This window comes from Pseudoxanthomonas sp. JBR18 (assembly GCF_028198165.1).
Classification (GTDB): domain Bacteria; phylum Pseudomonadota; class Gammaproteobacteria; order Xanthomonadales; family Xanthomonadaceae; genus Pseudoxanthomonas_A.
This window is the reverse complement of record NZ_CP116339.1, coordinates 1,509,512-1,533,079: the sequence shown is the minus strand read 5'-3', so window position 1 is coordinate 1,533,079 and position 23,568 is coordinate 1,509,512. Positions and strand designations below refer to the sequence as shown.

12 protein-coding genes are annotated in these 23,568 nt (G+C 69.3%); 6 read left to right on the top strand and 6 right to left on the bottom strand.

Annotated elements, in window-relative coordinates; translation table 11 throughout:
- Positions 1 to 119: 119 nt before the first annotated feature.
- From purU to PJ250_RS06895, 6 genes are all read right to left on the bottom strand, one after another.
- Complete coding sequence (gene purU, locus PJ250_RS06920; RefSeq protein ID WP_271647850.1) at positions 120 to 968, bottom strand: formyltetrahydrofolate deformylase; 849 nt, start codon at positions 966 to 968, stop codon at positions 120 to 122.
- Positions 969 to 1,012: 44 nt separating this feature from the next.
- Entirely contained in the window at positions 1,013 to 1,441 is a 429-nt protein-coding gene (locus PJ250_RS06915) for an XVIPCD domain-containing protein (RefSeq protein WP_271647849.1), read from the bottom strand.
- 327 nt (positions 1,442 to 1,768) lie between these two features.
- Complete coding sequence (locus PJ250_RS06910) at positions 1,769 to 2,644, bottom strand: NAD(P)-dependent oxidoreductase (protein WP_271647848.1); 876 nt, start codon at positions 2,642 to 2,644, stop codon at positions 1,769 to 1,771.
- Between the two features lie 75 nt (positions 2,645 to 2,719).
- Positions 2,720 to 3,820, bottom strand: coding sequence for an NADH:flavin oxidoreductase/NADH oxidase (locus PJ250_RS06905; RefSeq protein WP_271647847.1), 1,101 nt, complete (start codon positions 3,818 to 3,820; stop codon positions 2,720 to 2,722).
- A gap of 237 nt (positions 3,821 to 4,057) precedes the next feature.
- The gene (locus PJ250_RS06900) at positions 4,058 to 5,296 is read right to left on the bottom strand and encodes a carbohydrate porin (protein ID WP_271647846.1); all 1,239 of its coding nucleotides are present in this window, start codon (positions 5,294 to 5,296) and stop codon (positions 4,058 to 4,060) included.
- Between the two features lie 189 nt (positions 5,297 to 5,485).
- Positions 5,486 to 6,307 (bottom strand): NAD-dependent protein deacetylase, encoded by an 822-nt coding sequence (locus PJ250_RS06895; protein WP_271647845.1) that lies wholly within the window; start codon positions 6,305 to 6,307, stop codon positions 5,486 to 5,488.
- Between the two features lie 89 nt (positions 6,308 to 6,396).
- On the opposite strand from PJ250_RS06895, the gene PJ250_RS06890 reads away from it, so the two are divergent.
- The 6 genes from PJ250_RS06890 (at position 6,397) to PJ250_RS06865 (ending at position 23,557) form a co-directional block, all read left to right on the top strand.
- Positions 6,397 to 7,962, top strand: a complete 1,566-nt coding sequence (locus PJ250_RS06890; RefSeq protein WP_271647844.1) for a sensor histidine kinase — start codon at positions 6,397 to 6,399, stop codon at positions 7,960 to 7,962.
- A 107-nt stretch (positions 7,963 to 8,069) separates the two neighbouring features.
- On the top strand, positions 8,070 to 8,795 hold the full coding sequence (locus tag PJ250_RS06885) for a response regulator transcription factor (protein ID WP_271648562.1): 726 nt from the start codon (positions 8,070 to 8,072) through the stop codon (positions 8,793 to 8,795).
- A 344-nt stretch (positions 8,796 to 9,139) separates the two neighbouring features.
- The gene (locus PJ250_RS06880; RefSeq protein ID WP_271647843.1) at positions 9,140 to 16,870 is read left to right on the top strand and encodes an SdrD B-like domain-containing protein; all 7,731 of its coding nucleotides are present in this window, start codon (positions 9,140 to 9,142) and stop codon (positions 16,868 to 16,870) included.
- Positions 16,867 to 20,244, top strand: coding sequence for a hypothetical protein (locus PJ250_RS06875; RefSeq protein ID WP_271647842.1), 3,378 nt, complete (start codon positions 16,867 to 16,869; stop codon positions 20,242 to 20,244). Before PJ250_RS06880 ends, PJ250_RS06875 begins: the two co-directional genes overlap by 4 nt.
- 11 nt (positions 20,245 to 20,255) lie before the next feature.
- Positions 20,256 to 21,269: an OmpA family protein gene (locus PJ250_RS06870; protein WP_271647841.1), complete on the top strand. Its 1,014-nt coding sequence runs from the start codon at positions 20,256 to 20,258 to the stop codon at positions 21,267 to 21,269.
- Between the two features lie 305 nt (positions 21,270 to 21,574).
- A complete protein-coding gene (locus PJ250_RS06865) occupies positions 21,575 to 23,557 on the top strand; it encodes a choice-of-anchor X domain-containing protein (RefSeq protein ID WP_271647840.1) in 1,983 nt (660 codons plus the stop codon).
- Positions 23,558 to 23,568: the final 11 nt, after the last annotated feature.

The following is a 23,568-nucleotide window of genomic DNA, read 5'->3' as shown; positions in this document are numbered from 1 at the left end:
TTGCGGTCAGCGTTTGCCGCGCTTCTCCAGCAGCAGCTTGATTCCCACCGCCACCAGGGCGATGACCAGCCCGGCGGCCATCGCGATCAAGGCCAGGCTCAGCAGCTGTCCCCAGCCCATCATCGGAACACCACGGTGCGGTGGCCGTTGAGCAGGATGCGGTGCTCGACATGGCGGCGCACGGCGCGCGCGAGCACCACCGACTCGATGTCGCTGCCCAGGCGGACCAGGTCGCGCGGGGTCATGGCATGGTTCACGTGGGCGATGTCCTGTTCGATGATCGGGCCTTCATCCAGGTCCGGGGTTACGTAGTGCGCGGTGGCGCCGATGATCTTGACCCCGCGCGCGTGCGCCTGGTGGTAAGGCTGGGCGCCCTTGAAGCTGGGCAGGAAGCTGTGATGGATGTTGATCGCGCGTCCGGCCAGGGCCTGGCACAGATGCGGGGAGAGAATCTGCATGTAGCGCGCCAGCACCACCAGGTCGATGCGCTCGCGTTCGACCAGGTCGATGATCGCCTGCTCCTGGGCTTGGCGGTTGGACGCATCGACAGGAAGATGGTGGAACGGCACGTCGTAGGAGGCCGCAAGCGGGCCGAAGTCGGCGTGGTTGGAGGCGACCGCGGCGATCTCCACCTTCAGTTGCCGGCTGTGGGTGCGGAACAGCAGGTCGTTGAGGCAGTGGCCCTGCTTGCTGACCAGCACCAACAGCCGTGCCTTGGCGTTGGCGTCGTGCAGCTGCCAGTCCATGCCGAACGCCTCGCCCAACGGCGCGAAGCGCGCGCGCAGCGCCTCGATGTCCAGCGCCTGCGGCAGATCGAAATGCACGCGCAGGAAAAACCGGCCGCTCTCGGCGTCGCCGAACTGTTGCGCGTCCAGGATGTTGCAGCCGGACTCGAACAGCAGGCCGCTGACGCGGTAGACGATGCCGGTGCGATCCGGGCAGGACAGGGTGAGGATGTGGTCACGCATAGGCCGCGCATCTTACGCGGACCCCGCGCGCGGTCGCGACGGTTTCAGTCGTCGTCTTCTTCGGCGTGGCCGCGCTTGTTGCGCCGGCGTCGCCGCGCGTTGGCGGCATCGAGCCGGCGCAGCGAATCGGCCACCGGCGTGCCGGTCGCCTCGTCGGTGCTGATGAAAGCGCGCTTGTGCGCGGGATCGTCCAGCCGGCCCTGCACCAGGAACACGTTCTCGCCCTGCTCGACCAGGCCGATGTGGCGGCTGAGCACCACGTGGTCGACGCGGCGGAAGCCCTTCTCGCGGGCCAGCGGCATCAGCCGCGCGATCATGCGCGCGCTGGCCTCGTCCGGCGCGCGCCCGACTTCCGCATCCAGCTGGTGCACGCCGCGTGCGATCTGCGCGTACAGCCGGTGCTCGGGATGCTCGGGATGGTCCGGGCCGATCACCTCGGAGGTGTGGGCCTGCGCGGGTGTGGCCGCCGTCATTGCGACGTTCGCCCTGGGCAGGGGCTGGCGTGGCGATGGTGCATGTGTCCTCCATTGACACCTCGCGCGCCTAGTGCGCGCCGCATCGCACCTTAGCGGCAGGGCATGGCCATGCTCAAGCCGCGCCGCGGCGATCCGTGGCGCGGCGCACAGCGTGGGCAGGCGTTCACTGGTTGCGGCCTCGCGCGCTGGCGGCGGTCCACCGCGGCTGTCCGGCGGCGCGAGCATCAAGATGCGTCGGGCAACCGGCGGGCGCCGCCAACAGCAAAAAGCGGAGACTCCCGCACTTCATCGTTTTGCCCGAGGGAACAGGTCCAGGGAGCGAAATCATCCTCGCCCGGCGCGGCGCGCGCTGACCCTGGCCAGCGCGGCCAGGTCCAGGTCGCCGTCGCCCTGTGCGACGCCTTCCAGCAGGCCGTCGCGCAGCGTGCTGGCCAGCGGCATCGGCACGCGCACGGCTTCGCCCGCCGCCAGCGCCAGGCCCACGTCCTTCAGTCCCAGGGCCAGCTTGAAACCGCCCGGGGCGTACTGCTCGCGCGCGATGAGGCCGCCATAGCCCTGATACACCGGCGCGGCGAACACCGTGCTGGTGATCAGCTCGATGAAGTCCGCCGGCGCCAGCCCATGCCCCTGCACGAAGGCGCTGGCTTCGCCCATCGTGCCCACCGCGCTGGCCAGGCAGAAGTTCACCGCCAGCTTGATCGCGTTGGCCTGCTCGGGGGCCTCGCCGAACATCCAGGTCTTCACCCCCAGCGCGTCGAGCACCGGCTGCACGCGGGCCAGGTCGTCGGCCTTGCCTGCGGCGATGATGTTGAGCTTGGCCGCGGCGGCCATGTCCGGACGGCCCATCACCGGGGCGGCCACGTAACCCACGCCGCGTGCGGCGTGCTGGGCGGCCAGCTCGCGGGCGAAGGCGACCGAGACGGTCGCCATGTTCACGTGCACCGTGCCCTGAGGCAGCGCCGCGAGCAGGCCGCTGTCGACCACGCTCTCGCGCACGGCCGCGTCATCGGCCAGCATCGAGACGATCACCTCCGCGCCAGCGAGCGCCTGCGGGGTGTCGCAGGCCTGAGCGCCGTCTTTGGCCAGCGTCTCGCGCGAGGCGGGGCTGCGGTTCCACACCTGTACCGTGTGGCCGGCCTTGAGCAGGTTGCGTGCCATTGCCGCGCCCATGTTGCCCAGGCCCAGGAATCCGATCTGCATCTTCATGACTCCAACAAAGAGAAAGCCTCACTGTGATCCGCGCACCGTGAGCGATGCGCGGACGTCGGCCTGGGATCAGCCGAACAAGTCCTTCGCGCTGCGCGGCTGGCAGCGCAGATACTGCGGGGCGGCGCGCACGCTGGCGCCCAGCGCGGCGGCGGCGTGCCACGGCCAGCGCGGGTCGTAGAGCACGCCGCGGGCCAGGGCCACCGCATCGGCCTGGCCGCTGGCGACGATGCCCTCGGCCTGCTGCGGGTCGGTGATCAGGCCGACCGCGATCACCGGCATCGCCTTGAGCTGGGCCTTGATGTCACGGGCGAACGGCACCTGGTAGCCATTGCCCAGGGTGATCTGCTGGCGCGGATCCAGGCCGCCGCTGGAGACATGCAGGAAATCGCAACCGCGTGCCTCCAGCGCCTGGGCCAGGACCGTGCTCTGGGCGACATCCCAGCCACCCTCGACCCAGTCGCTGGCCGAGATGCGCATGCCCACCGCCACACTTTCCGGCACCGCCGCGCGCACCGCGTCGAACACCTCCAGCGGCAATCGCATCCGGTGTTCCAGCGCGCCACCGTAACCGTCGGTGCGGTCGTTGCTCAGGGGCGAGAGGAACTGGTGCAGCAGATAGCCATGGGCACCATGCAGTTCGATCAGGTCGAACCCCAGCGCATGCGCGCGGCGCGCGCTGTCGGCGAAGGCGGCCACGATGGCGTCGATGCCGGCCTGATCCAGTGCCTCGGGGGCCGGGTCGCCGGCGTTGAACGGGCGCGCGCTGGACGAGACGGTCTGCCAACCATGCTCCGCCTCGGGCGCGATGGCCGCGCCGCCGTGTTCCCACGGCTTGTGGGTGGAGGCCTTGCGCCCGGCATGGGCCAACTGGATGCCCAGCGCCATCGGCGACCAGGCGCGGAGGTTGTCGACCACCCCGCGCAACGCCGCCTCGGTGGCGTCGTCCCACAGGCCCAGGTCGCCCCAGGTGATGCGGCCGCGCGCCTCGACGGCGGTGGCTTCAAGGATCAGCAGCCCGGCGCCGGACTGGGCCAGGTTGCCCAGGTGCTGCGCATGCCACGAGGTGGCTTGGCCTTCCTCGGCCGAGTACTGGCACATCGGCGCGATCACCACGCGATTGGGCAGGGTCAAGGGGCCAAGGGACAGGGGCGAGAACAGCTGGCTCACGGGCGGTTCCAGAAGCGAGGGGGGCGTGCCATTGGGCACGCTGCGCGTCGACGCATCAACCGGGACGGCTGGATCGCTGCGTCACGCCCAGAGCCCATCGATGAAGACGAAGCGTTCAGGCCGCGTGGCGACACCTCCCAGGTGGTCGCCTTGTCGCGCATACCAGCGCACCGGTGCTGCACGGTGAGCGGCGAGACGCGCCAATTTCAGGCAGCTGGGCCCATCGCGCCAGGCACGCTACAACGAGGTCGACAGTTCGAAGCGCAAGGTGAAGACCAGCGCGTTGCGCACGGTCGGGTCGGTGTCCGGGTGCATCACGTATTGCAGGTCCGGCTGCACGGCCAGCCAGTCGCAGACCTGGGCCAGGTAGGTGACCTCGATCGAGCGCTCGGTGGCCGTGGTCGGTCGCGCCGCCTGCTGCCGCCAGGGACGGCCATTGCGCGCCACCGCGAGGGCAAGGCCGAGCTCGTCCTGCGGGCGCGAGACAAACGGACCGGCCAGCACCGCGCCCGCGCCAAAATAGCGACCGAAGCGCGCGACCTCCGGATCGCCGGCACCGAACTGGCCGAATAGCGACACGCTGCGCTCGCCATCATGCGGTGCGTGCCAGACGGTGCGATCGACCACGGCGTAATAGCCGGTGGCGCCGTGCTGGGTAGTGCGGCCCTCGTCGGGCACCAAGCGGTCCAAGGTGGTGGTGTAGTGCCAGGCGCCAACGGCGAACTTGCCGGCGTACATCGGCAGCATGGCGTTGCGGCCGATGCGCAGGCGCGCGTCCGGTGGGGGCCGCGCGCCGGGGCGTTCGAGCAGGGCGAGTTCGGCCACATAGAGCCAGCCGTCTCCGGGCTGGAAGGCGCGCAGCCGGTCGTGGTCGCGGATCAGCGGCACGCCATCCATGGCGGCGGCGCGTAGCACCACGTTGGCCAGCGGTTTGTAGGCCAAGCGCAGGCCCAGTGCGGTACGCGGGAAGATCGACGGACCGTCGATGCCGGTCTGCGAGAATTCCGGGCCGATCCCGAACGAGCTGTTGAGAAACAGCCCGGCCGACTGCAGCCGGTCGAACTCGCTGTTGACGTCGTACAGCCCACCGAGGATCGAGACGTTGGCTGTCTGCACGTTGTGCTCCAGCCAGAGTTCCTCCAGCTGCAGGTTTGGCGGCGCAGCCAGGTTGCTCACCCCCATCGCGTCGCCGACTCGGGCGTCGGGCTGGCCGCCGTGAATCCACAGCGCGTCGGCGAAGACGTGCGTGTCTTGCCAGCCCAGTGCGTGTTCCAGGTCGAGCAGGCTGCGCAGGTGCAGGTTGCCGACATAGGTGCCGCCGGTCCGTCTCCCGCCATGCAGGTTGTCGATGGCGGCGCCGTCGTAGCTCAGCGTGGTGTCGGCCCAGTGTCTGGGATCGGATTGGCCGGCATGCGCCCGCGGCGTGGTCAGCGCGAGGGCGACAGCGAGGATGACCGCGGTGGCGCGAAGGCGCATGGCGAATCGTCGGGCGGGTGGACCGCAGTATAGGCCGTGGCGCGGGCCCGGCCGCGCCGAATCCGGAACGCTTGGAGGGACTTTGGCGCCATTGGCGGTGGGCGCACGGCAGCGTGTGGCGCGGATCCGCATGCGGTGCGGCAGGCGGCGGCGCCTGGTGCGCTCACACCGCCATGGCGGCGCCTGCGGTCAGGCGGGCACGTCGTCGCGCAGGAAGCCCAGCGCCTCGGCGCAGTCATGCTGCACCTTCAGCGTCAGCAGATCGTCGGCGCGGGTCCGGCCCAGGGTCACGGCGGCGATCGGCGTGCCGGCCTGGTGCGCCCACTGGGCGAAGCGGAAGCCGGAATAGACCATCAGCGACGAACCCACCACCAGCATCGCATCGCTGCCGTCCAGCGCGTGCCGGGCCGCCTGCACGCGCTCGCGCGGTACGTTCTCGCCGAAATACACCACGTCCGGCTTGAGGATGCCGCCGCAGTGCGCGCAGGCCGGGATGTCGAAGGCGTCGAAGTCCGCTTCCAGATCCGCATCGCCATCCGGGGCGATCCCGGCCTCCAGTTCCAGCCACCCGGGGTTGCGTGCGATCAACTCGGCCTGGAACGCCTCGCGCGGGGTGCGGCGCTCGCAGCCCATGCAGCGCACCACGTCCAGGCGCCCGTGCAGGTCGATGACCTCGCGGCTACCGGCGGCCTGGTGCAGGCGGTCGACGTTCTGCGTGAGCAGCATCGAGACCTGGCCGCGCGATTCCAACGCAGCCAGCGCTCGATGCACGCCATTGGGCCGGGCGGCCAGGAACCGCGGCCAGCCCACCAGGCTGCGCGCCCAGTAGCGCCGGCGCGTGGCGGCCTCGCCCATGAAGGCCTGGAAGGTCACCGGCTGGGCGCGCTTCCACTGGCCCTCGGCATCGCGGTAGTCAGGGATGCCCGAGCCGGTGCTGCAGCCCGCACCGGTGAGCACGAAGATCCGGTCGTGGCGCTCGACGAACGCCTGCAGTGCCTGCGGCGCGCTCACCTTCGCGTCTCCGGGCAATGGGCGCATCTGCGCGCGAGCAGCGCGGGATGCACGGTCGAACGCGTCAATCGAAACACCATGGCCCAATGATGGACCCACGATGGGGACAACGGCGGCGTGATCATGGAGCGGAACGATACAGTCCCGCCGATGAAAACAGCCGGCAGGCGGTTAAGCTTACGAGCGCAGCGCTGGCGCGGTCCGACGTTCGTGCTGGCGAGGTTGACGCAGGTGGGTTGCCTGGAATGGCGCGAGGGTCGCGACCACACGATGGGATTTTCTGCATGCTGAACAAGCCCGTGGCATCGATGCGCGATTGGTTGCGCAGCGTTCCGGTCTCCGACCCGGTGGACCGGCGCAATGCGCCCATGTTCCAGATTGTGCTGCTGCTGTTCGTCACGCTCCCGCCGATGGCGTGGCTATACAGGGGAATCGCCGTGCCCGTGCCCTGGCGCGAGGGAGAGTTGGCAAGCCTCGGTCTGAGCCTGCTGTTCAGTGCGGTTTGCCTGCTGAGCTTCTGGCTCATCAGGACCGGCCGCTTTCGTTGGGCCACCTACCAGCTCCTGGCCGTCTTCGCGATCTCGGTGTGTGCCAGTTACGCCGCCAGTGGTTTCACCGGACAGCGCTTCGAACAGCCCATCCTGGCCGTCCCGCTCGCCATCGCCGCCCTTGCGCTGGGGCGTGCGGCACTGTGGAGCATGTTCCTGTCGATCATGCTGGCTTTTGTCATCGGTGTACGGGCAGATGCGCGCAGCTTCGGCATTGCGGATACGGTTGGCGATGGCGTGATCAGCGCGGTGATCTTCCTGCTGTTGGCCATCGTCATGGACAGAACGTCCGCAGCGTTGCGACAGAGCCTGCGCGAGTCGCAACGCTATTCGGAGCAGATGCGTCTGGCACACGACAGCTTGCAGCACCAGATCGAAGAACGCCACCGCGTGGAAGACCACCTGGTCAACACGAAGAAGGTCAAGGCGGTTGCACGCCTGGCCCTTGGACTCAATCACGATTTCAATCACCTGCTGAGCCTGGTGTCGGGCTATGCGCGGCAGGCGCGCAAGGCACCCGACGCCCAGGCGCGCGAAGCCGCACTGGATGGGATCGACGCGGCCGCCAGGCGTGCGCAGGCCGTCAGCCAGAAGCTGTTGAACTTCACCCGCCAGGGCGATGAGCGGCCCCAGCTGATGGACCTGGCCAAGCTGGTCGACAATGTGCTGCCATTGCTCAAACAGGCGGCCAAGCCGAGCGTCAAGCTCGTCAGCGACATTCCTGCGGGACTGCAGGTCTGGTTCGATCCGCATCAGCTGGAACTGATCCTGCTCAACATGGTGACCAATGCCGACGATGCCATGGCGCAGGGTGGAACGATCCAGATCAGTGCAGCCCCGATGGGAGACGGGGTGCGTCTGCGCTGCGCCGATACCGGTGGCGGCATTCCGATGGACATCCGCGAGAAGATTTTCGAGCCCTTTTTCACCACCAAGCCTGAAGGTGGCGGCACGGGGCTGGGCCTGGCGATGGCCAAGGGCCTGATGGAGCGCCACGCCGGCCGCATCTGGCTCGATGACAGCACCGAGGTGGGCAGCGCCTTCCTGTTGGAGTTTTCGTCCGAGGCGGCGCGTCTGCCGAGCCCGACGGTCGAGGAGCAGGCCTGACCCATGTTTGTCTCCCGTCCAAGCCCGTCTAGCGCTGTCAGCTGCGCAGGGAAGGGACCTTGCCTGCATACCCGGTCCCGCTTGCCGGCAGGAGTCGGAGGTTGAGCGTGCCCGGACAGGACCATGCGCCTGCGGGCGAGCGTGGTGGCGCGCTGGCCGGCCTGAAGGTCGCCATCGTCGAGGACGATCGGGAGCTGGCGGACATCCTCGTTGCCGAGCTGCGGCAGGAGGGCGCGCTGGCGTTCGGCCTGGAGAGCGCCGAGGCGCTCTATCGCCATCTTCTGGGCGATCCCTGCGATGCGGTGATCCTCGACGTGTCCCTGCCGGGAGAGGACGGCTACAAGGCCGCCCAATACCTGCGCCAGATCGCGCCGCAACTCGGCATCGTGATGCTGACCGGGCGGGCCGCCGTCAATGACATGGCGCTTGGCCTGCGGCAGGGGGCCGACGTCTATCTGCTCAAGCCACACGACCACGCGCTGATGGTGGCCGCGCTCCAGAGTGTGATGCGGCGGGTGCAACGTGACCCGCAGCCAGATCGATCGGACTGGCGCCTGAGCAAGGACGGTTGGACCCTACACGGCCCCGATCGGCGCGGCCTGGCCCTGACCGAGCAGGAACGCGGATTGCTCACCGTGCTGTTCGCCGACCGTGGTCAACCCGTGGATCGGGAAGTGCTGATCGCCTCGTTGACCGAGCATCCCCTGGACTTCGATCCCCATCGCCTGGAAGTGCTCGTCCACCGCTTGCGTAGCCGCGTGGCGAGCACGCTCGATCAACCACTGCCGCTACGCGCGGTCCGTGGTCAGGGCTACATGCTGAGCAAGCAGTAGGTCGCATTCGCCTCGGCCATGCGATGCGCCTGTCTGACGCGTCGCTACGACACACCATCGACGATCCGCTGAGTCCACCGTCGCGGTCTCGCCCCGCGCGTTGGCCGCTGCTCTGCCAAGGCGACTTGATCGCGCGGTCCGTGAGCGAGTGAGAGCAAGTGTCAGCGACTGCTACTGATTGAACCGCTGCCTCGCCTCAAGATCGCCGCCGTCAATCGGGGCGGGGGGCACGCCGTTCCCGGATTGATCTTCGATCACGACTGACCGGACTCCCTCGAGCCTGGTCCTTTGCGCTGATCGCGATCAGGAACTGGAACGCGGGGAACGGGGACATGGTGGATTTGATGAGCGGCTGCCGTGCGGCGGCGCTGCGTGCGTGGCTGCGTGCGGGGTTCCCCGCGGCCGGTGCGCAGCGCGGAACGTGGCTCCGGAGCGCTGCACTGGCCCTGTTCGCACTGACCACGCCGAGCCTGGCCGCGGCGGCGGACTTGCAGCTCACCAATCTGTCCGACACCGGCTATGACCCCAGTCCGGCAGGTGCGACGGTGGTGTATAGCGTCACCGTCGAGAACAGCGCTGCCGATACGGTCAACGACGCGGTGGTGATCTTCGACCTGCCCGCCGGCTCCCAGGCCGGTACGCCGTTGCCGGGCACCTGCAGCGTCGCCGCCGGCAACGCGCAGCGCATCGAATGCCGGGTCGGCACGCTGGTCGGCACCTTCTCCTCAGACGGCGCGCCGGTGACCTTCCAGTTGCCGGTGAGCACAGTAGGTCTGGCTCCAGGCACCATCGAGATCCGCGGCGCGATTGGCGTGGAAGCAGGTCTGCCCGCGGCGAGCACGCCGATCGCCTCCCTGGCCGATACCGATGCGTTCTTCGCCGGCGACAGCAACGCGGCCAACAACCGGCGCCTCGAAGCCACGACGCTGGAATCGGCAGGCGACCTGAGCGTGGAGAAGACCGCCACGCCCAATCCGGTCGTGGCCGGCGCCGAGGTCACCTATACCGTCACCGTGCGTAACGCCGGCCCCAGCAGCTCAGCCGGCTTCAGGGTGGTCGATACGTTGCCGGCGGCGGTGCAGTACGTGGCCAACAGCTTCAACGGCAGCGGCTGGACCTTCAACAGCGGCAGCATGACCGCCACCCATGCCGGCGCACTGGCCAACGGTGGCAGCAGTAGTTTCACCTTCCGCGCCCGCGTCACCGCCGCCAGCGGCAACATCATCAATACCGCGCGGGTGGAGGCCGGCGGCACGCCGGATCCCTTGCCTGACAACAACACCGGCAGCGTGACCACTGCGGTCACCGCCGGCGCCGACCTGGCGCTGAGCAAGAGCGTCAATCCCTCGCCGGCGATCTCCGGCCAACCGGTCACCTTCAACATCCAGGTACGTAACCAGGGCCCCAGCGCGGCGGTCAACCCGCGCTTCGTGGACAACCTGCCGACCGGGTTTGTGGTCACCGGCGGCACCGCCGCGACCGGCTGGACCTGTACCGACAGCAACGGCAACGCCACTCGCGCCTGCGCGTTGAACGGCAGCCTGGCCGTGGGCGCCGTGGCCGATTTCACCATCGAAAGCATGGTGCCGGCGTCGGGTACCAACAGCAGCGGTGATGTCACCAATAGCGCCACGGTCACCTCCGACACGCCCGATGCGAACACCGTCGACAACACCGGCAGTACCACCTTCACCGTGCTCGCCGACGGCGCCGACCTGTCGCTGCAGAAGACCAAGACTCCGGCGCTGGTGCCGGTGTGGAGCGGGGTCGGCAGCGACCAGGACAGCCGCATGACCAGCACCATCGTGGTCCGCAACCTGGGCCCGCGCGCGGCGACCGGCCAGGTGCAGGCGGTCGATACGCTGGCCAGCGGCGAAGAGTTGCTGCAGCCGGACGGCACTGTGGCGCAGGCGGGTGTGGCCTTCGCCGCAGGCGCGTGGACCTGTGTCGTGGACCAGGCCTACAGCGGCTCCAGCGTGCAGCACGTGAGCTGCGACCTGGGCGCCGGCTCGCTGCCGCTGGCGGTGGGCGCCCAGGCACCGACCCTGCAGTTGCTGACGCGCGCACGCAGTTCGTCGGCCAACCTGCTCAACAATGCCTGTACGGGCGGTTCCGGCGGCTCGATCGAGCCGCTGACCGGCAACGGCATCGACCGCGATCCGGAAACGGGCAACGACTGCTCGGGCGCGGGCACGCGCACCACCGACGAGCGCGCCGACCTGTCCATCACCAAGCAGACCAACGGTCCCGGCGACGGTGACAACGTGCTGGCGGCCAACCAGGACACGCTCAGCTATACCCTGACCGTGACCAACAACGGTCCGGACAGCACCACCGGCGTGGTGGTCAACGACACCGTGCCCGGCTTCGTCAACGGCCGCACCCAGATCAGCGTGACCACCACCCCGGCGGGTTGGAACTGCACCATCAACAACGCCTCGGTCGTGTGCCGTTCGGGCACGACCGCACTGGGCAACGGCGCCACCGCGCAGATCGTCATCCAGGTCAAGCGCGCGCTGTTCGATAGCTACAACCAGGCCGCCGGCACCTGCGGCGGCGTGGCCATCAGCGGCGCCTTCTGCAACACCGCCGGTGTGGGCATCGACGCGGCCGTGGCCGGCTCGGTGGGCGAGCTCAATGGGGCCAACAACCAGGCCTCGGACTGGATCCGCATCGCGCGCGTGGCCAACGTCGCCACCACCGCCAAGACCATTTCCTCGGGCACGCCCGGCCGCGCCGGCGTCAATACCACCTATGTGATGTCCTACATCAACCGTGGCCCGTCGACGGTGCCCGGGGTGATCTTCCGCGACGTGTTCACCCTGCCGGCCAACGATTCGGGCTTCGTGCTGGTGTCTGCCCAGCGCACCGGTGCCGGCAACCGCACCTGCACCGCCACTGCCGGCGCCGGGGTGACCGTCACCGTCGATGCCGGCGGCACCTCTTATGCCAACCCGACTGGTACGCCGGCGCAGGTCACCGTGCAGTGTCCGGCATTGGCCTCACTCACCAACGAGCAGACCGAAACCCTGCAGGTGGTGATCCGGCCCAACGTCAACAGCGGCAACACCGGCCGCCAGTTCGACAACACCGCCGACTTCGTGATTGACCTCGATGGCGACGGCAACGGCGATGCCACCGCGGGCACCGACGGCGATGGCAACACCTACGACTTCAATACCGACACCAGCGACGACAGCAAGAGCGCGCAGCTGCCGTTCGAGGCCGGCCAGGTCGACCTGATCACCAACAAGGTGGACACCGGCTTCACCGGCGGCGTGGATCCGCTCGGCTACGACGCGATCAATCCCAGCGCGAACCTGATCACCTACCGGGTCACCATTCGCAACAATGGCCCGTCGGTCGCCACCGATGTGCGCCTGACAGATACCTTCACCCCGCCGTCGGGGCGCACCGTGACCTTCATCGGTGCCTCGCCCACGCCGACCGGCAGCTTCGATCCCACCGCCTGCGCGATCAGTTCCGGCAGCAATCCCACCGTGGGCGTGGCGCAGGTGCTGGAGTGCGTGATGCCCGGCATCGGCTTCAGCACCAATGTCGCCGGCGTGGTCGCCTCCGGCCAGACCAGCACGCTGTACCTGCGCTATCGCTACGACACCGCGCCCGGCGCGTCCGGCGACACGGTCACCAACCTGGCCCAGGCCACATCGGCTGAAACCGACAGCAATACCGCCAACAACAGCGCCAGCCAGGAAACCACCATCCGCGCGTCGGCCGATATGGGCGTGAGCAAGCATGTGGTCACCACGGCGCCCGATGCCGATCCGGACGTGGCGCTGCCGGCCAACGCCACCTCGGTGGGCCTGCGCCAGCCGTTCTTCTACGTCATCGACGGCATCAACAACGGCCCCGGCGCCAGCCTGTCGCGCGACCGCAGCGGCAGCAGTCCGCTCAACGGCACCGGCACCGTGGTCAGCGACACGCTGCCCGCCGGGCTGGTGGTCGTGGGCCAGGTCACCTGGCAGAAGAAGGGGCCGGTCCCCGGCGGCGGCGGTGGCGAAGTGCCCAACGGCACCGGCAGCTGCACCCAGGCCTCGGCCACGCTGACCTGCACCCTCGGCGACATCACCGTCGGCGGCAAGCTGCGCATCGTGGTGCCGGTGCGCTGGGATACCTATCCGGGCGCGGCGTCGATCAACAACACCGCGACCATCGCCACCGAACAGGTCGATCGGGTTCCGGGCAACAACACCGCCACCGCGCCGATCCTGGTCACCCGCGCGTCGCTGGCCGGCACCGTGTTCGAGGACCGCGACCGCGCCGGCGCCAACGGCGGTATCCAGCAGAACGGCGAACCCGGTATCGCCGGCGTCACCCTCGTGCTGAGCGGCACCGATGCCTACGGCAATGCGGTCAACCGCAGCACCACCACCGCAGCCGACGGCCGCTACAGCTTCGACAACCTGGCCGCGGCGGGCGTCAGCGGCTACACGCTGACCCAGACCCAGCCGACCGGCTATCGCAACGGGCCGGTGGACCCGCCGACCGCGGGCGCCAGCGCGCCGTCGCTGGGCGGCACCTACGCCGCCGGCAATCCCGATTCCGGCTACACCACCATCCCGGTCGGCGCGGCGGACGCGGCACTGCGCTATGACTTCCCGGAAGTGCGTCGCCCAAGCCTGTCCGGCCGGGTCTATGTGGACCTGAACTTCAACAATGTGCATGACGGCAGCGATCCGGCGATCGCCGGCGCCACCGTGGAATTGCTCGATGCCTCCACCGGGGCCGTGCTGGCCACCACCAGCACCGACGGCAACGGCGCCTACCGCTTCGACGACCTGGATCCGACGCTCACCTACAGCGTGCGCGAGCCGCTGCCGAGCGGGCAGTACAGCAACCGTCCCAGCGCGATCAATCCTGGCCAGATCGGCGGCGCTGCGTGCGCGTCGGGCAGCTGCGTGGTCGGCACGGCGGTGGCCGCGCCCGGCGGCCCGGACGCGGCCAGCACCGACCGTATCTCGCAGATCCAGCTGGGCGCGGGCCTGGACGGCACCGAGTTCAATTTCGGCGAGAACCCCAGCGGCAGCGCGATCCAGGGACGGGTGTGGCGCGACGACGACGACGACGGCGTGATCGACCCGACCGAGACCGGCCTGGCCGACGTGGAGCTGGTGCTGACCGGCACCGACCAGAACGGCCAAGCGGTCAACCTGACCACCCGGACCGATGCGACCGGCAACTACAGCTTCCTCGGCCTGCTGCCGGGCACCTACACGGTGACCGAGCCGAACCAACCCAGCGGCACCCTCAATGGGGAGACCGTACCCGGCGACAGGGGCGGCACCGCCACGCCCGTGACCACCATCCCGTCGGCGATCGCCAGCATTGTGCTCGGCGCCAACCAGCAGGGCCAGCACTACGACTTCGGCGAAGTGGCGGCGGCGTCGCTGTCCGGTCGCGTGTACTACGACAACGACGACAACGGCGTGGTCGGCAGCGACGAGTCGGGCATCGCCAACGTGCGCGTGGTACTCACCGGCACCGACGACCTCGGCGCCGCGGTGCAGCTGAGCGTGCAGACCGATGCGCAGGGCCAATACCGCTTCGAGAACCTGCGTCCTGGCACCTACACGGTGACCGAACCGGACCAGCCGGCCGACACCCGTAATGGTCTCACCACCGCCGGCACCGTCGGCAGCGTCACGCGTGGGACTGCGACCCCGCGCGAGACCGTGCCGTCTGCGATTTCCGCAGTGGTCCTGGCACCGGGCGCGCAGTCGACCGACAACAACTTCGGCGAGATCGCCAATACCCCGGACCTGGTCGTCAGCAAGCTCGCCGACCCGGTCAAGTTCACCGTCAACAACGCCGCCACCTACACCATCAGCGTGCGCAACATCGGCCCGCGTCCGACCGCGGGCGTGTATCAGGTGCAGGACCGCCTGCCGCCGGGCGTGACCCTGGCGGCGCTGCCTACCGGCAGTGGCTGGACCTGCACCGGCGCAGTCGGCGCCGATCGCTTCAGCTGCGAGGCCACCACCCTGATCGCGCCCGGGCAGACCGCAGGCGACCGCATCCAGGTGCAGGTCGCGGTCGGTGCGGCGGCGGCGACTGGCAGCCCGGTCAACAACGCGGTGTTGGTGCAGGGCGGCGGCGAAGACGCCGCGCACAGCCCGAGCGCGGCCGAACGCGGCGCGTTCGACGGCGACGTGACCCAGCTGCCGGTGTGCGACCCGGCGATCACCCAGAACGCCTGCCGCCTGCCCACGCAGGTGCAGCTGGCCGCCTCGGTGTCGGGCACGGTGTGGTTCGACATCGGCAACGAGGACACCATGCTCGATGGGGGCGATCAGCGCCTGCAGAGCTGGATCGTCGAACTGGTCGATCCGGCCAGCGGCCAGGTGGTCAAGACCACGCTCAGCGCCGCCGACGGCAGCTACCGCTTCGGCGATGTGATTCCCGCGAAGAAGTGGCACATCCGCTTCCGCGATCCAAGCTCTGGGGTGATCTGGGCGTTCCCGGTCAGCGGCGAGACCGCTTCCGGCGCCGCCGCCTCGTGCGCGGCCGACGCGGCGATCAGCAACGGCGGCACCAGCTCGTGCCGGGTCAGCGACGGCGGCGTCAGCCAGCTGGAAGTGGTGCTCAAGGCCGGCGAGAACCTGCCGCAGCAAAGCCTGCCGGTGGATCCGTCGGGCGTGGTCTATGACGCGGTCACCCGCGATCCTGTCCCCGGTTCGATCGTCACCCTGGCCCCGGTCGGTGTCTGCGCGGGCTACGACCCGGCCACCAGCCTGCTCAACACCACGGCCGGCGGCTACCGCATCGAAGGCAATGCGGTGTCGATGACCGTCGGCAACGACGGCTATTACCAGTTCCTGTTCGGCCCGGCGGCCCCGGCACGCTGCGAGTTCGCGCTGACGGTGACCCCGCCGGGCGGCTACGTCTTCGTCTCCACGCTGATCCCGGCAGAAGGCAATTCGCTGTCGCCGTCCGGCGCGGTGGGCAGCAACTACCAGGTCCAGCCCAACGCGCTGGCGCCGACCGGACCGGTCGGCACGGCGACCCAGTACTACCTGCGGCTGTTCGCCGGGTCGGCCACCGCCGGCATCGTCCATAACCACATCCCGCTGGATACCGCGGTGACCACGGGCCTGGCGATCACCAAGACCGGCGATCGGCAGACCGCGGAAGTGGGCGACACCGTGCAATACACCATCACCATCCGCCAGACCGCCGGCAGTGCGCTGCAGACGGTGAACGTGGTCGATCGCCTGCCGCGCGGCTTTACCTACATCGACGGCACCGCGCGCGCCAACGGCGCGGCCGCGCCCGAGCCGCTGGGCAAGCCGGGCCCGATCCTGGGCTTCACCACTGGGCCGATCCAGGTCGGCCAGCAGATCGCATTGACCTACCGGGTCCGCGTCGGCGTCGGCGCGCAGCAGGGCGACGGCATCAACCGCGCCCAGGCCCACGGCTGCTCCATCGCCGGTGGCTGCATCGATCCGGTCACGATGCAGCCCCTGTCCGGCTCGCTGCCCTCCAATCAGGCCCAGTACCACGTGCGGGTCACCGGTGGGGTGTTCACCGATGAAGGCTGCGTGCTCGGCAAGGTCTTCGTGGACTGCAATGCCAACCACGTCCAGGACCGCGAGGAACTCGGCATCCCCGGCGTGCGCCTGTATTTCGAGGACGGCACGTGGGTCGTCAGCGATTCGGAAGGCAAGTACAGCTACTGCGGCCTGCCGCCGCAGAGCCACACCCTCAAGGTCGATGCGTCCACGCTGCCGGTCGGCGCGCGCCTGACCACCAGCAGCAACCGCAACCTGGGCGATGCCGACAGCTTGTTCATCGATCTGAAGAACGGCGAGCTGCATCGCGCCGACTTCGTCGAGGGCAGCTGCTCCAACCCGGTGATCGAGCAGGTCAAGGCGCGGCGCACGCAGGGCGAGGTGCGCGCGCCGGAGAGCGAGACCGGGCAGGCGCCACTGCGCTTCAGCAGCAAGCCGCTGCGCGCGCCGCAGCAGGCCACCGATTCATCCAACCAGCAGCCCATCGTCAAACCGCGGGGCACGCCACCGCCCGATGCATCCGTTCCTGCGGAGGTGCAGCCATGAGCCGGCCTGTCACCACGCGCCGCCTGCCGCGGCTGACCCTGCTCGCCTGCGTGCTCGCGGCGCTTCCGGCCATGGCCCAGCAGAACGTGGGCACGAGCCGGTTCACGCCGGTGCTGGGTGAGGCCGGCACGCTGTACCCGCGCTCGCCGACGACCGTCGATGCCGCACCGCAGGCCGTGGCGACGCGGTCGGGCAAGGTGGACTACCGCGTCAATCACGGCGTGGACCAAGTACTGGTGGAGGTGGACCGCGACGGCGCGCCGGCCGACGGGCAGACGCCGGTCCACGTCAAGGTGCAGTTGCTCGGTGCCGACGGCCAACCGCTGGCCGGACGCTCCTTCGCCACCATCGAAAACAGCGGCGGCAGGATCCTGCTGCCCGGCTCGCGCACCGACGAGTTGGGGCCGGGCGCTGCCGACGCCGACAAGGTCACTCCCGGGGTGCAGTTGCCGGTGGACGATGGCGTGGCCGAGTTCGATCTGCTTGCGCCCGACCAGCCGCAGGACGTGGTGCTGCGGGTCACCGCCGGAAGCCAGAGCGCCGAGGGCACCATCGGGTTCGTGCCGGAAATGCGCGAGATGATCGCCACCGGCCTGATCGAGGGGGTCATCAACTTCGGCCGTCGCGACAACAGCGGCATCCTCGCGCCGGTCGATCACGACGATGTCTTCGAGCGCGACATCCGCCGCTGGGAGAAGCAGTTCAACAACGGCAAGGCCAGCGCCGCCGCGCGCACCGCGTTCTTCGTCAAGGGCCGGATCAAGGGCGAGTACCTGCTCACCGCCGCCTACGACTCGGACAAGCAGGTGCGTGGGCGCCTGCTGCGCGATATCCAGCCCGAAGAGTTCTATCCGGTCTACGGCGATGCCTCGCTGCGTGGCTTCGATGCGCGCTCTGCCGAGCGCCTGTACGTGCGCGTGGACAACCGCCGCAGCTACCTGCTGTATGGAGACTTCCAGACCGGCGACACCCTGGCCACGGCCACCGGAATCGGTACGCGCGGCAGCATCCCGCAGCGCTCCCTGGGCACCTACAACCGCACCGCCACCGGCCTGGGTTGGCACTACGAGGACGCGCGCCTGCGTTCCAACGTGTTCGCCATCCAGGACTCGCTGCGGCAGGTGATCGAGGAGTTCGCCAGCCAGGGCAGCGGCCCCTATGCGCTACGCAACAACGCCGTGCTGGAAGGCAGCGAACGGGTAGAAGTGATCGTGCGCGACCGCAACCAGCCCTCGCGCATCGTCTCGGTGCAGCCGCTGGCGCGGCTGGTCGACTACAGCTTCGAGCCGTTCTCCGGACGCATCCTGCTCAACCAGTTCCTGCCCAGCTTCGATAGCGGCCTCAATCCGGTGTCGCTGCGGATCACTTACGAACTGGACCAGGGCACCGAGAAATTCTGGGTGTATGGCGCCGACGGACAATTCAAGGTCACCGACAAGCTCGAAGTGGGCGCCAACCTGGTTGACGACCGCAATCCGTTCGCCGAGTTCCAGATGGGCAGCGCCAATGCCGGCTACCGGTTCGGACCCAACACGTTCCTGGTCGCCGAGTTCGCCCAGACCCGCAGCGAGATCAATACCAACGCCATCAACCAGGCGGTGACACCGGGCCTGCAGGATCTTAGCGGCAAGGTCAGCGGTGATGCCTGGCGCCTGGAGTTCGGCCACGATGGGGAGAAGCTGGATGCCAATGTCTTTGCCGCACGCACCGATCCGGCGTTCAACAACGCGGCCTCGCCGCTGTACGGCGGGCGTGGCGAATACAACGGCAAGGTCGAATACCACCTGACCGAGCGCGTGGACCTCTACGCCGAGGGACTGCGCAGCGAGGATCGCAATCCGGACGGCGGCAAGCGCGATGCCGGCGGCGCCGGTGTGCGCGTCGGCGCGACCGAGAAGCTGACTCTGGATGTCGGCCTGCGTTCGATCCGCGAGACGGTCGGCGCATATTCACCCTGGTCCTCCTCTCCCGGCTATGGCGATGCCGGTGGGCTGACGGGCGGCTTTGCCACCGGTTCGGGCGGCGGAGCGCTGGGCTATGGCCAGCAGCCGCTGGATACCCTGACCGGCCTGCCGGTCATCGGCGCCAGCAGCGCCTTGACCGGGACCGCAAGCGATCTTCCGATCGGGACCCGGCTGGAATCGGACAGCGCGCGTCTTGGCGCCGGGTACCGCGTCGGCGAGAAGCTGTCGCTGGGCGCGGAATACGAGCAGAGCGTGTCCGGGGAAGACCGCAATCGCATCTCCGCCGGCGTCGACTACCAGGTCCTGGAGCGCAGCCGCGTGTACGGCCGCTACGAGAAGCAGACTGGCCTGACCAGCGCCTATGGCATCACCACCACCGACCGTGAGGCCGATGCGCTGGTGTTCGGCATCGACAGCAGCTACATGCGCGACACCCAGGCGTTCTCGGAGTACCGGCTGCGCGATGCGATCAGCGGCCGCGACGTGCAGGCCGCCTCCGGCGTGCGCAACACCTGGGACGTGCGCGAAGGCCTGCGCCTGAGCAGTTCGGCCGAGCACGTGAAGGTCTACGACGGCAACACCGGCGATGCCACCGGCCTGGCGCTGGCGCTGGACTACAGCGCCAATCCGCTGTGGCATGGCTCGGCTCGCGTCGAGTACCGCATCTCCGGTGATGTTGGCTCCACGGACACCGACGAAGCGTTCGACACCACGCTGCTGCAGTTCATGGTGGCGCGCAAGCTCAGTCGCGACTGGACTTTGCTGGGGCGAAACTACCTGCTCAGCACCGACTATGCCGCGCGCGGAGATGTCCTGCAGAACCGGTTCCAACTGGGCGCCGCCTATCGCGACACCGATACCAACCGGATCAACCTGCTGGCGCGCTACGAGTACAAGCTCGAGCGCGACGACAGCGGGCTGACCCTGCTGGATGGTCAGGCGGTGGAGGGCACCAGCCAGGACGTGCGGACACGTGCCCACATCGTCTCCACTCTTGCCGACTGGCATCCGTCGCGCCCGTGGTGGCTGACCGGCCGCGTGGCCGGCAAGTTGCAGCGCGACCAGTTCGCCTACGCCGACGGCGCGCGCGTAGAAAGCCGCTTCCACGCCGTGCTGGTATCGGGGCGCGTGGTCTACGACCTCACCGAGAACTGGGACGTCGGCGTGCTGGGCTCCGCGTTCCGCGGCCAGCGCGGTGCCAACCAGTACGCGTACGGCCTGGAGGTCGGGCGGCTGCTGCGTCAGAACCTGTGGCTGTCGGCTGGCTACAACTGGTCGGGCTTCGCCGGCGACGCCGACCTGACCGGCTATGAGTACACCCAGCAGGGCGTCTTCCTGCGACTGCGTTTCAAATTCGACGAGGACCTGTTCCGCCGGGATCCCGTCCGTTACCGCGACCCGGCGCGCTGAGGAGCCATGACATGACGACCACTCGCAAATCGCTTCCCCTGTCGCGGACCGTGGCTACGATCCTGCTGCTGGGCGTGTGCGCCGGGACGAGCGCGCAGCAGACCCGGCTGTCGCCGCAGCAGGCGCGCATCACCGACCAGGCCATCGATGCCGACCTGCAGGCCTATCAGGCGATGCAGGACCGGATCCAGGGACTCAACGACAGAGGGCGCCCGATCCGGGACTACGGCATGGCCAAGGCGCAGTGCTGGCTCGATGTGTCCTTCCACGAGTACACGCGTAACGACCGCAGTGCGTTTCCGCAAGGTGCGCTGAGCGAATCGGAGAAGCTGGTGCAACTGATGGAGCACGACGCCGCGACGATCCCGACCGAGACGCCGCTGGTCAACGACGCCAAGTACCTGCGCGACGACCTGTGGCAGCGCCTGCGCGCGCTGCATGGCAACGCCGGCTTCAGCTGCGCGCAGCAGGTGGCCGCCTGCGGCGAGGTGGAACTGGTGCATGCCGGCAACGAGTTCAACCAGCAGCAATGGCGCCACGCCAAGCCTTACATCCAGATCGCCGAGGACCTGGTCAACGACGCCGAGGCGCTGGCGCGGCAGTGCGACGGGCCCGAACGGCCGGATGCACCGGGCGCCGCGCCGATCCCGCTGGTGGCCAACGTGCTGTTCGAGTTCGACCGCGATGGATACCGGGACATCCGGACCCATTCGCTGGACAGCCTGGACCGCGCGCTTGCGCGTATCGCCGAGGAGAAGCTGACCCTGCAGCGGGTGGAACTGGTCGGTCATGCTGACCGGATGGACGGCCGCGGCCACGACGACAACCAGCGCTTGTCGGAGCGCCGCGCGCGCACCGTGCGCGCGCTGCTGATCGGCCGCGGCATCCCCGCCGAGCGCATCCACGACCAATACCGCGGGGACACCCAGCAGGTACAGCAATGCACCGGGGTGAAGCCGCGTGCGGCGCTGCTGGAATGCCTGCTGCCCAATCGCCGGGTCGAAGTGCGCTTCATCGTCGAATAGGTTGATCCGGGCAAGGCGCGATCCCTGGCCTTCGAGACTGGAGCGGCGGCTCGCGCGCCCGCGAGGCGTTAAAAAGCGCACGCGCGGGTGGGGTTTGGCGCGGGAAGATCATTTGCATGTTGGGCGCGGCCGATGGCAACGCAAGCACAGCCGCGCTGGCGCGGCGTGTTGCGCCGCGCCGTGCAAAAGGGGGCGCACCTGCGTATCACACCGGGCGTGGCGAGGGGGCGCTGCCCGGATGACGCACCGGCCGGCTGCCGCCGTGCCCGCCTGCGCACCGGACATCCGCAAAAGGAGAGAGCCCGATGTCCAGGACCTGGAACCTGTCCGCCGCATGCCTGCTGGCATGCCTGTCCACCCCGACGCTGGCCCAGCAGGCACCCCTGGTGCCCAAGCAGCTGTCCGGCCCGCCGGAGGATTTCGCCGCGATGCGGCGCCCGGATCCGGCCGCCTCGCCGATCCTCTCGCGCAGCGCGCTGTTGCCGGTCGAACTGACCGCAGATCCGTCTGATGCGAGCGCCCCGGCGCGGGCGCAAGTCGACTTGCCGGCCGAAGGCGGCCGCTTGCGATGGGTGATGTTCACCGGCGATGCGTCGTGGCAGTCCACGCTGCGCGGACCCGATGGCCAGGTCATGACACCGCGTGCCGGGGCTGCGGCGAGCGCTGGCGCGCTGTCGGCCACCTCCACCGTGCTGGGGCAGGGGCCGCAGGCCCAGCGCGGCACCGAATTCCGCCTCGACCAGGCCGCGCCCGGCACCTGGTCGCTGCAGCTGCGCGGCGCCGCGCCAGGCCACGGCTACGTGCTGGCCGAAGGCGATGCCGGCACCCAGCTGGCCTCCTACCGCCAGGCCGGCGGGCAGTGGGCCGGCCAGCGCATTGGCCTGGACGCGGTGCTGACCGGCAGCGATGCGGCTGGCCGTACCCGCATGGCCCTGCAGGCCGGGAGGATCGGCAGCGCGCAGTTGCGGGTGATCGCGCCCGATGGCGCCATCACCGCCTGGCCGATGTTCGACGATGGACGCCATGCCGACGGCGCGGCCGGGGACGGGCGCTATGGCGGGGATTTCCCGGCGATGGCGCCCGGCACCTACGTGGCCCAGGTGGTCGTGCGCGGCACCAGCGCCGATGGCCAAGCTTTCGTGCGCACCGCCGAGCACGTGGTGCCGGTGGTTGCCCGTTCGTTGCGCCTGGCCGGCGACACCGCACTGGCGGCCGATGCGGCCGGTGGCCGCCTGTTGCTGGACCTGCCGGTGGCGACCACGGCCGCCGCCACAGACCACTACCGCGTCTATGCCCAGGTCTGGGGCACGGCGCGGGATGGCGCTCAGGTGCCGGTGGCCTGGGTCGGCGGCATGGTGGCGCCGCGCGACGGGCGGCTGCCGGTGGGCTTCGATCCGCGCTGGGCGGCGCGGGCCGGGGCGCGGGCGCCGTTCACCCTGCGCCAGGTGCGGATCGAGGACCCGGACCAGTTCGTGGTCCTGGACCAGGCCGCTGATCTGCCGGTCACCCTGCCGGCCAGCCGCGCCCTGGCCACGGCCCTGCGCACGCCGGCCACGGCGGTGACCATCGACGAGGCCATGCGCATGGGCCCGCGACCGCAGGCCAGCCGGCTGCAGGCCCAGGCGGCCAGTGGTGGCCGCCTGCTGCTGGTGCACGGCTACTGCTCGGAGGGCGTGTGGCCGCAGAGCCAGTTCAGCAACGCCTCGACCTTCCTGGATGCCAACCAGAACCGCAGCCATGACCAGTTCGCCCAGCTGCTGGGGCAGTTTGGCAGCCAGTGGACTTCGTTCGGCACCGTGGCCCACAGCCAGGGCGGCGCGGCGGCGCTGCACCTGTACACCTACTACTGGAGCGGCCTGGACCAGGCCAGCGGCGCGCGGCTGATGCAGTCGGTGGGCACGCCCTACCAGGGCACCAACCTGTCGGGGATCCTGGCCACGGTGGGCTCGTGGTTCGGCATCGCCTGCGGGGCCAACAGCGACATGACCTACGACGGGGCGGCCAACTGGCTGGCGGCCATCCCGGACTGGGCGCGGGCCAAGGTCAACTACTACACGACCTCGTTCAAGACCACGCACTGGTGGGTCAACGACTACTGCAACATCGCCTCGGACCTGGTGCTCAGCGATCCGGAGGACGGCACCACCGAAAAGGCCTACGGCCAGCTGCCCGGTGCGATCAACCGCGGGCATACCACCGGGCAGTGCCACACCAGCGGGATGCGCGATCCGGCGCAGTACCTCGATGCCAGCCGCAATGCGGTCATGGATGCCAACGCGGCGCGTTGAACTGCGCCACG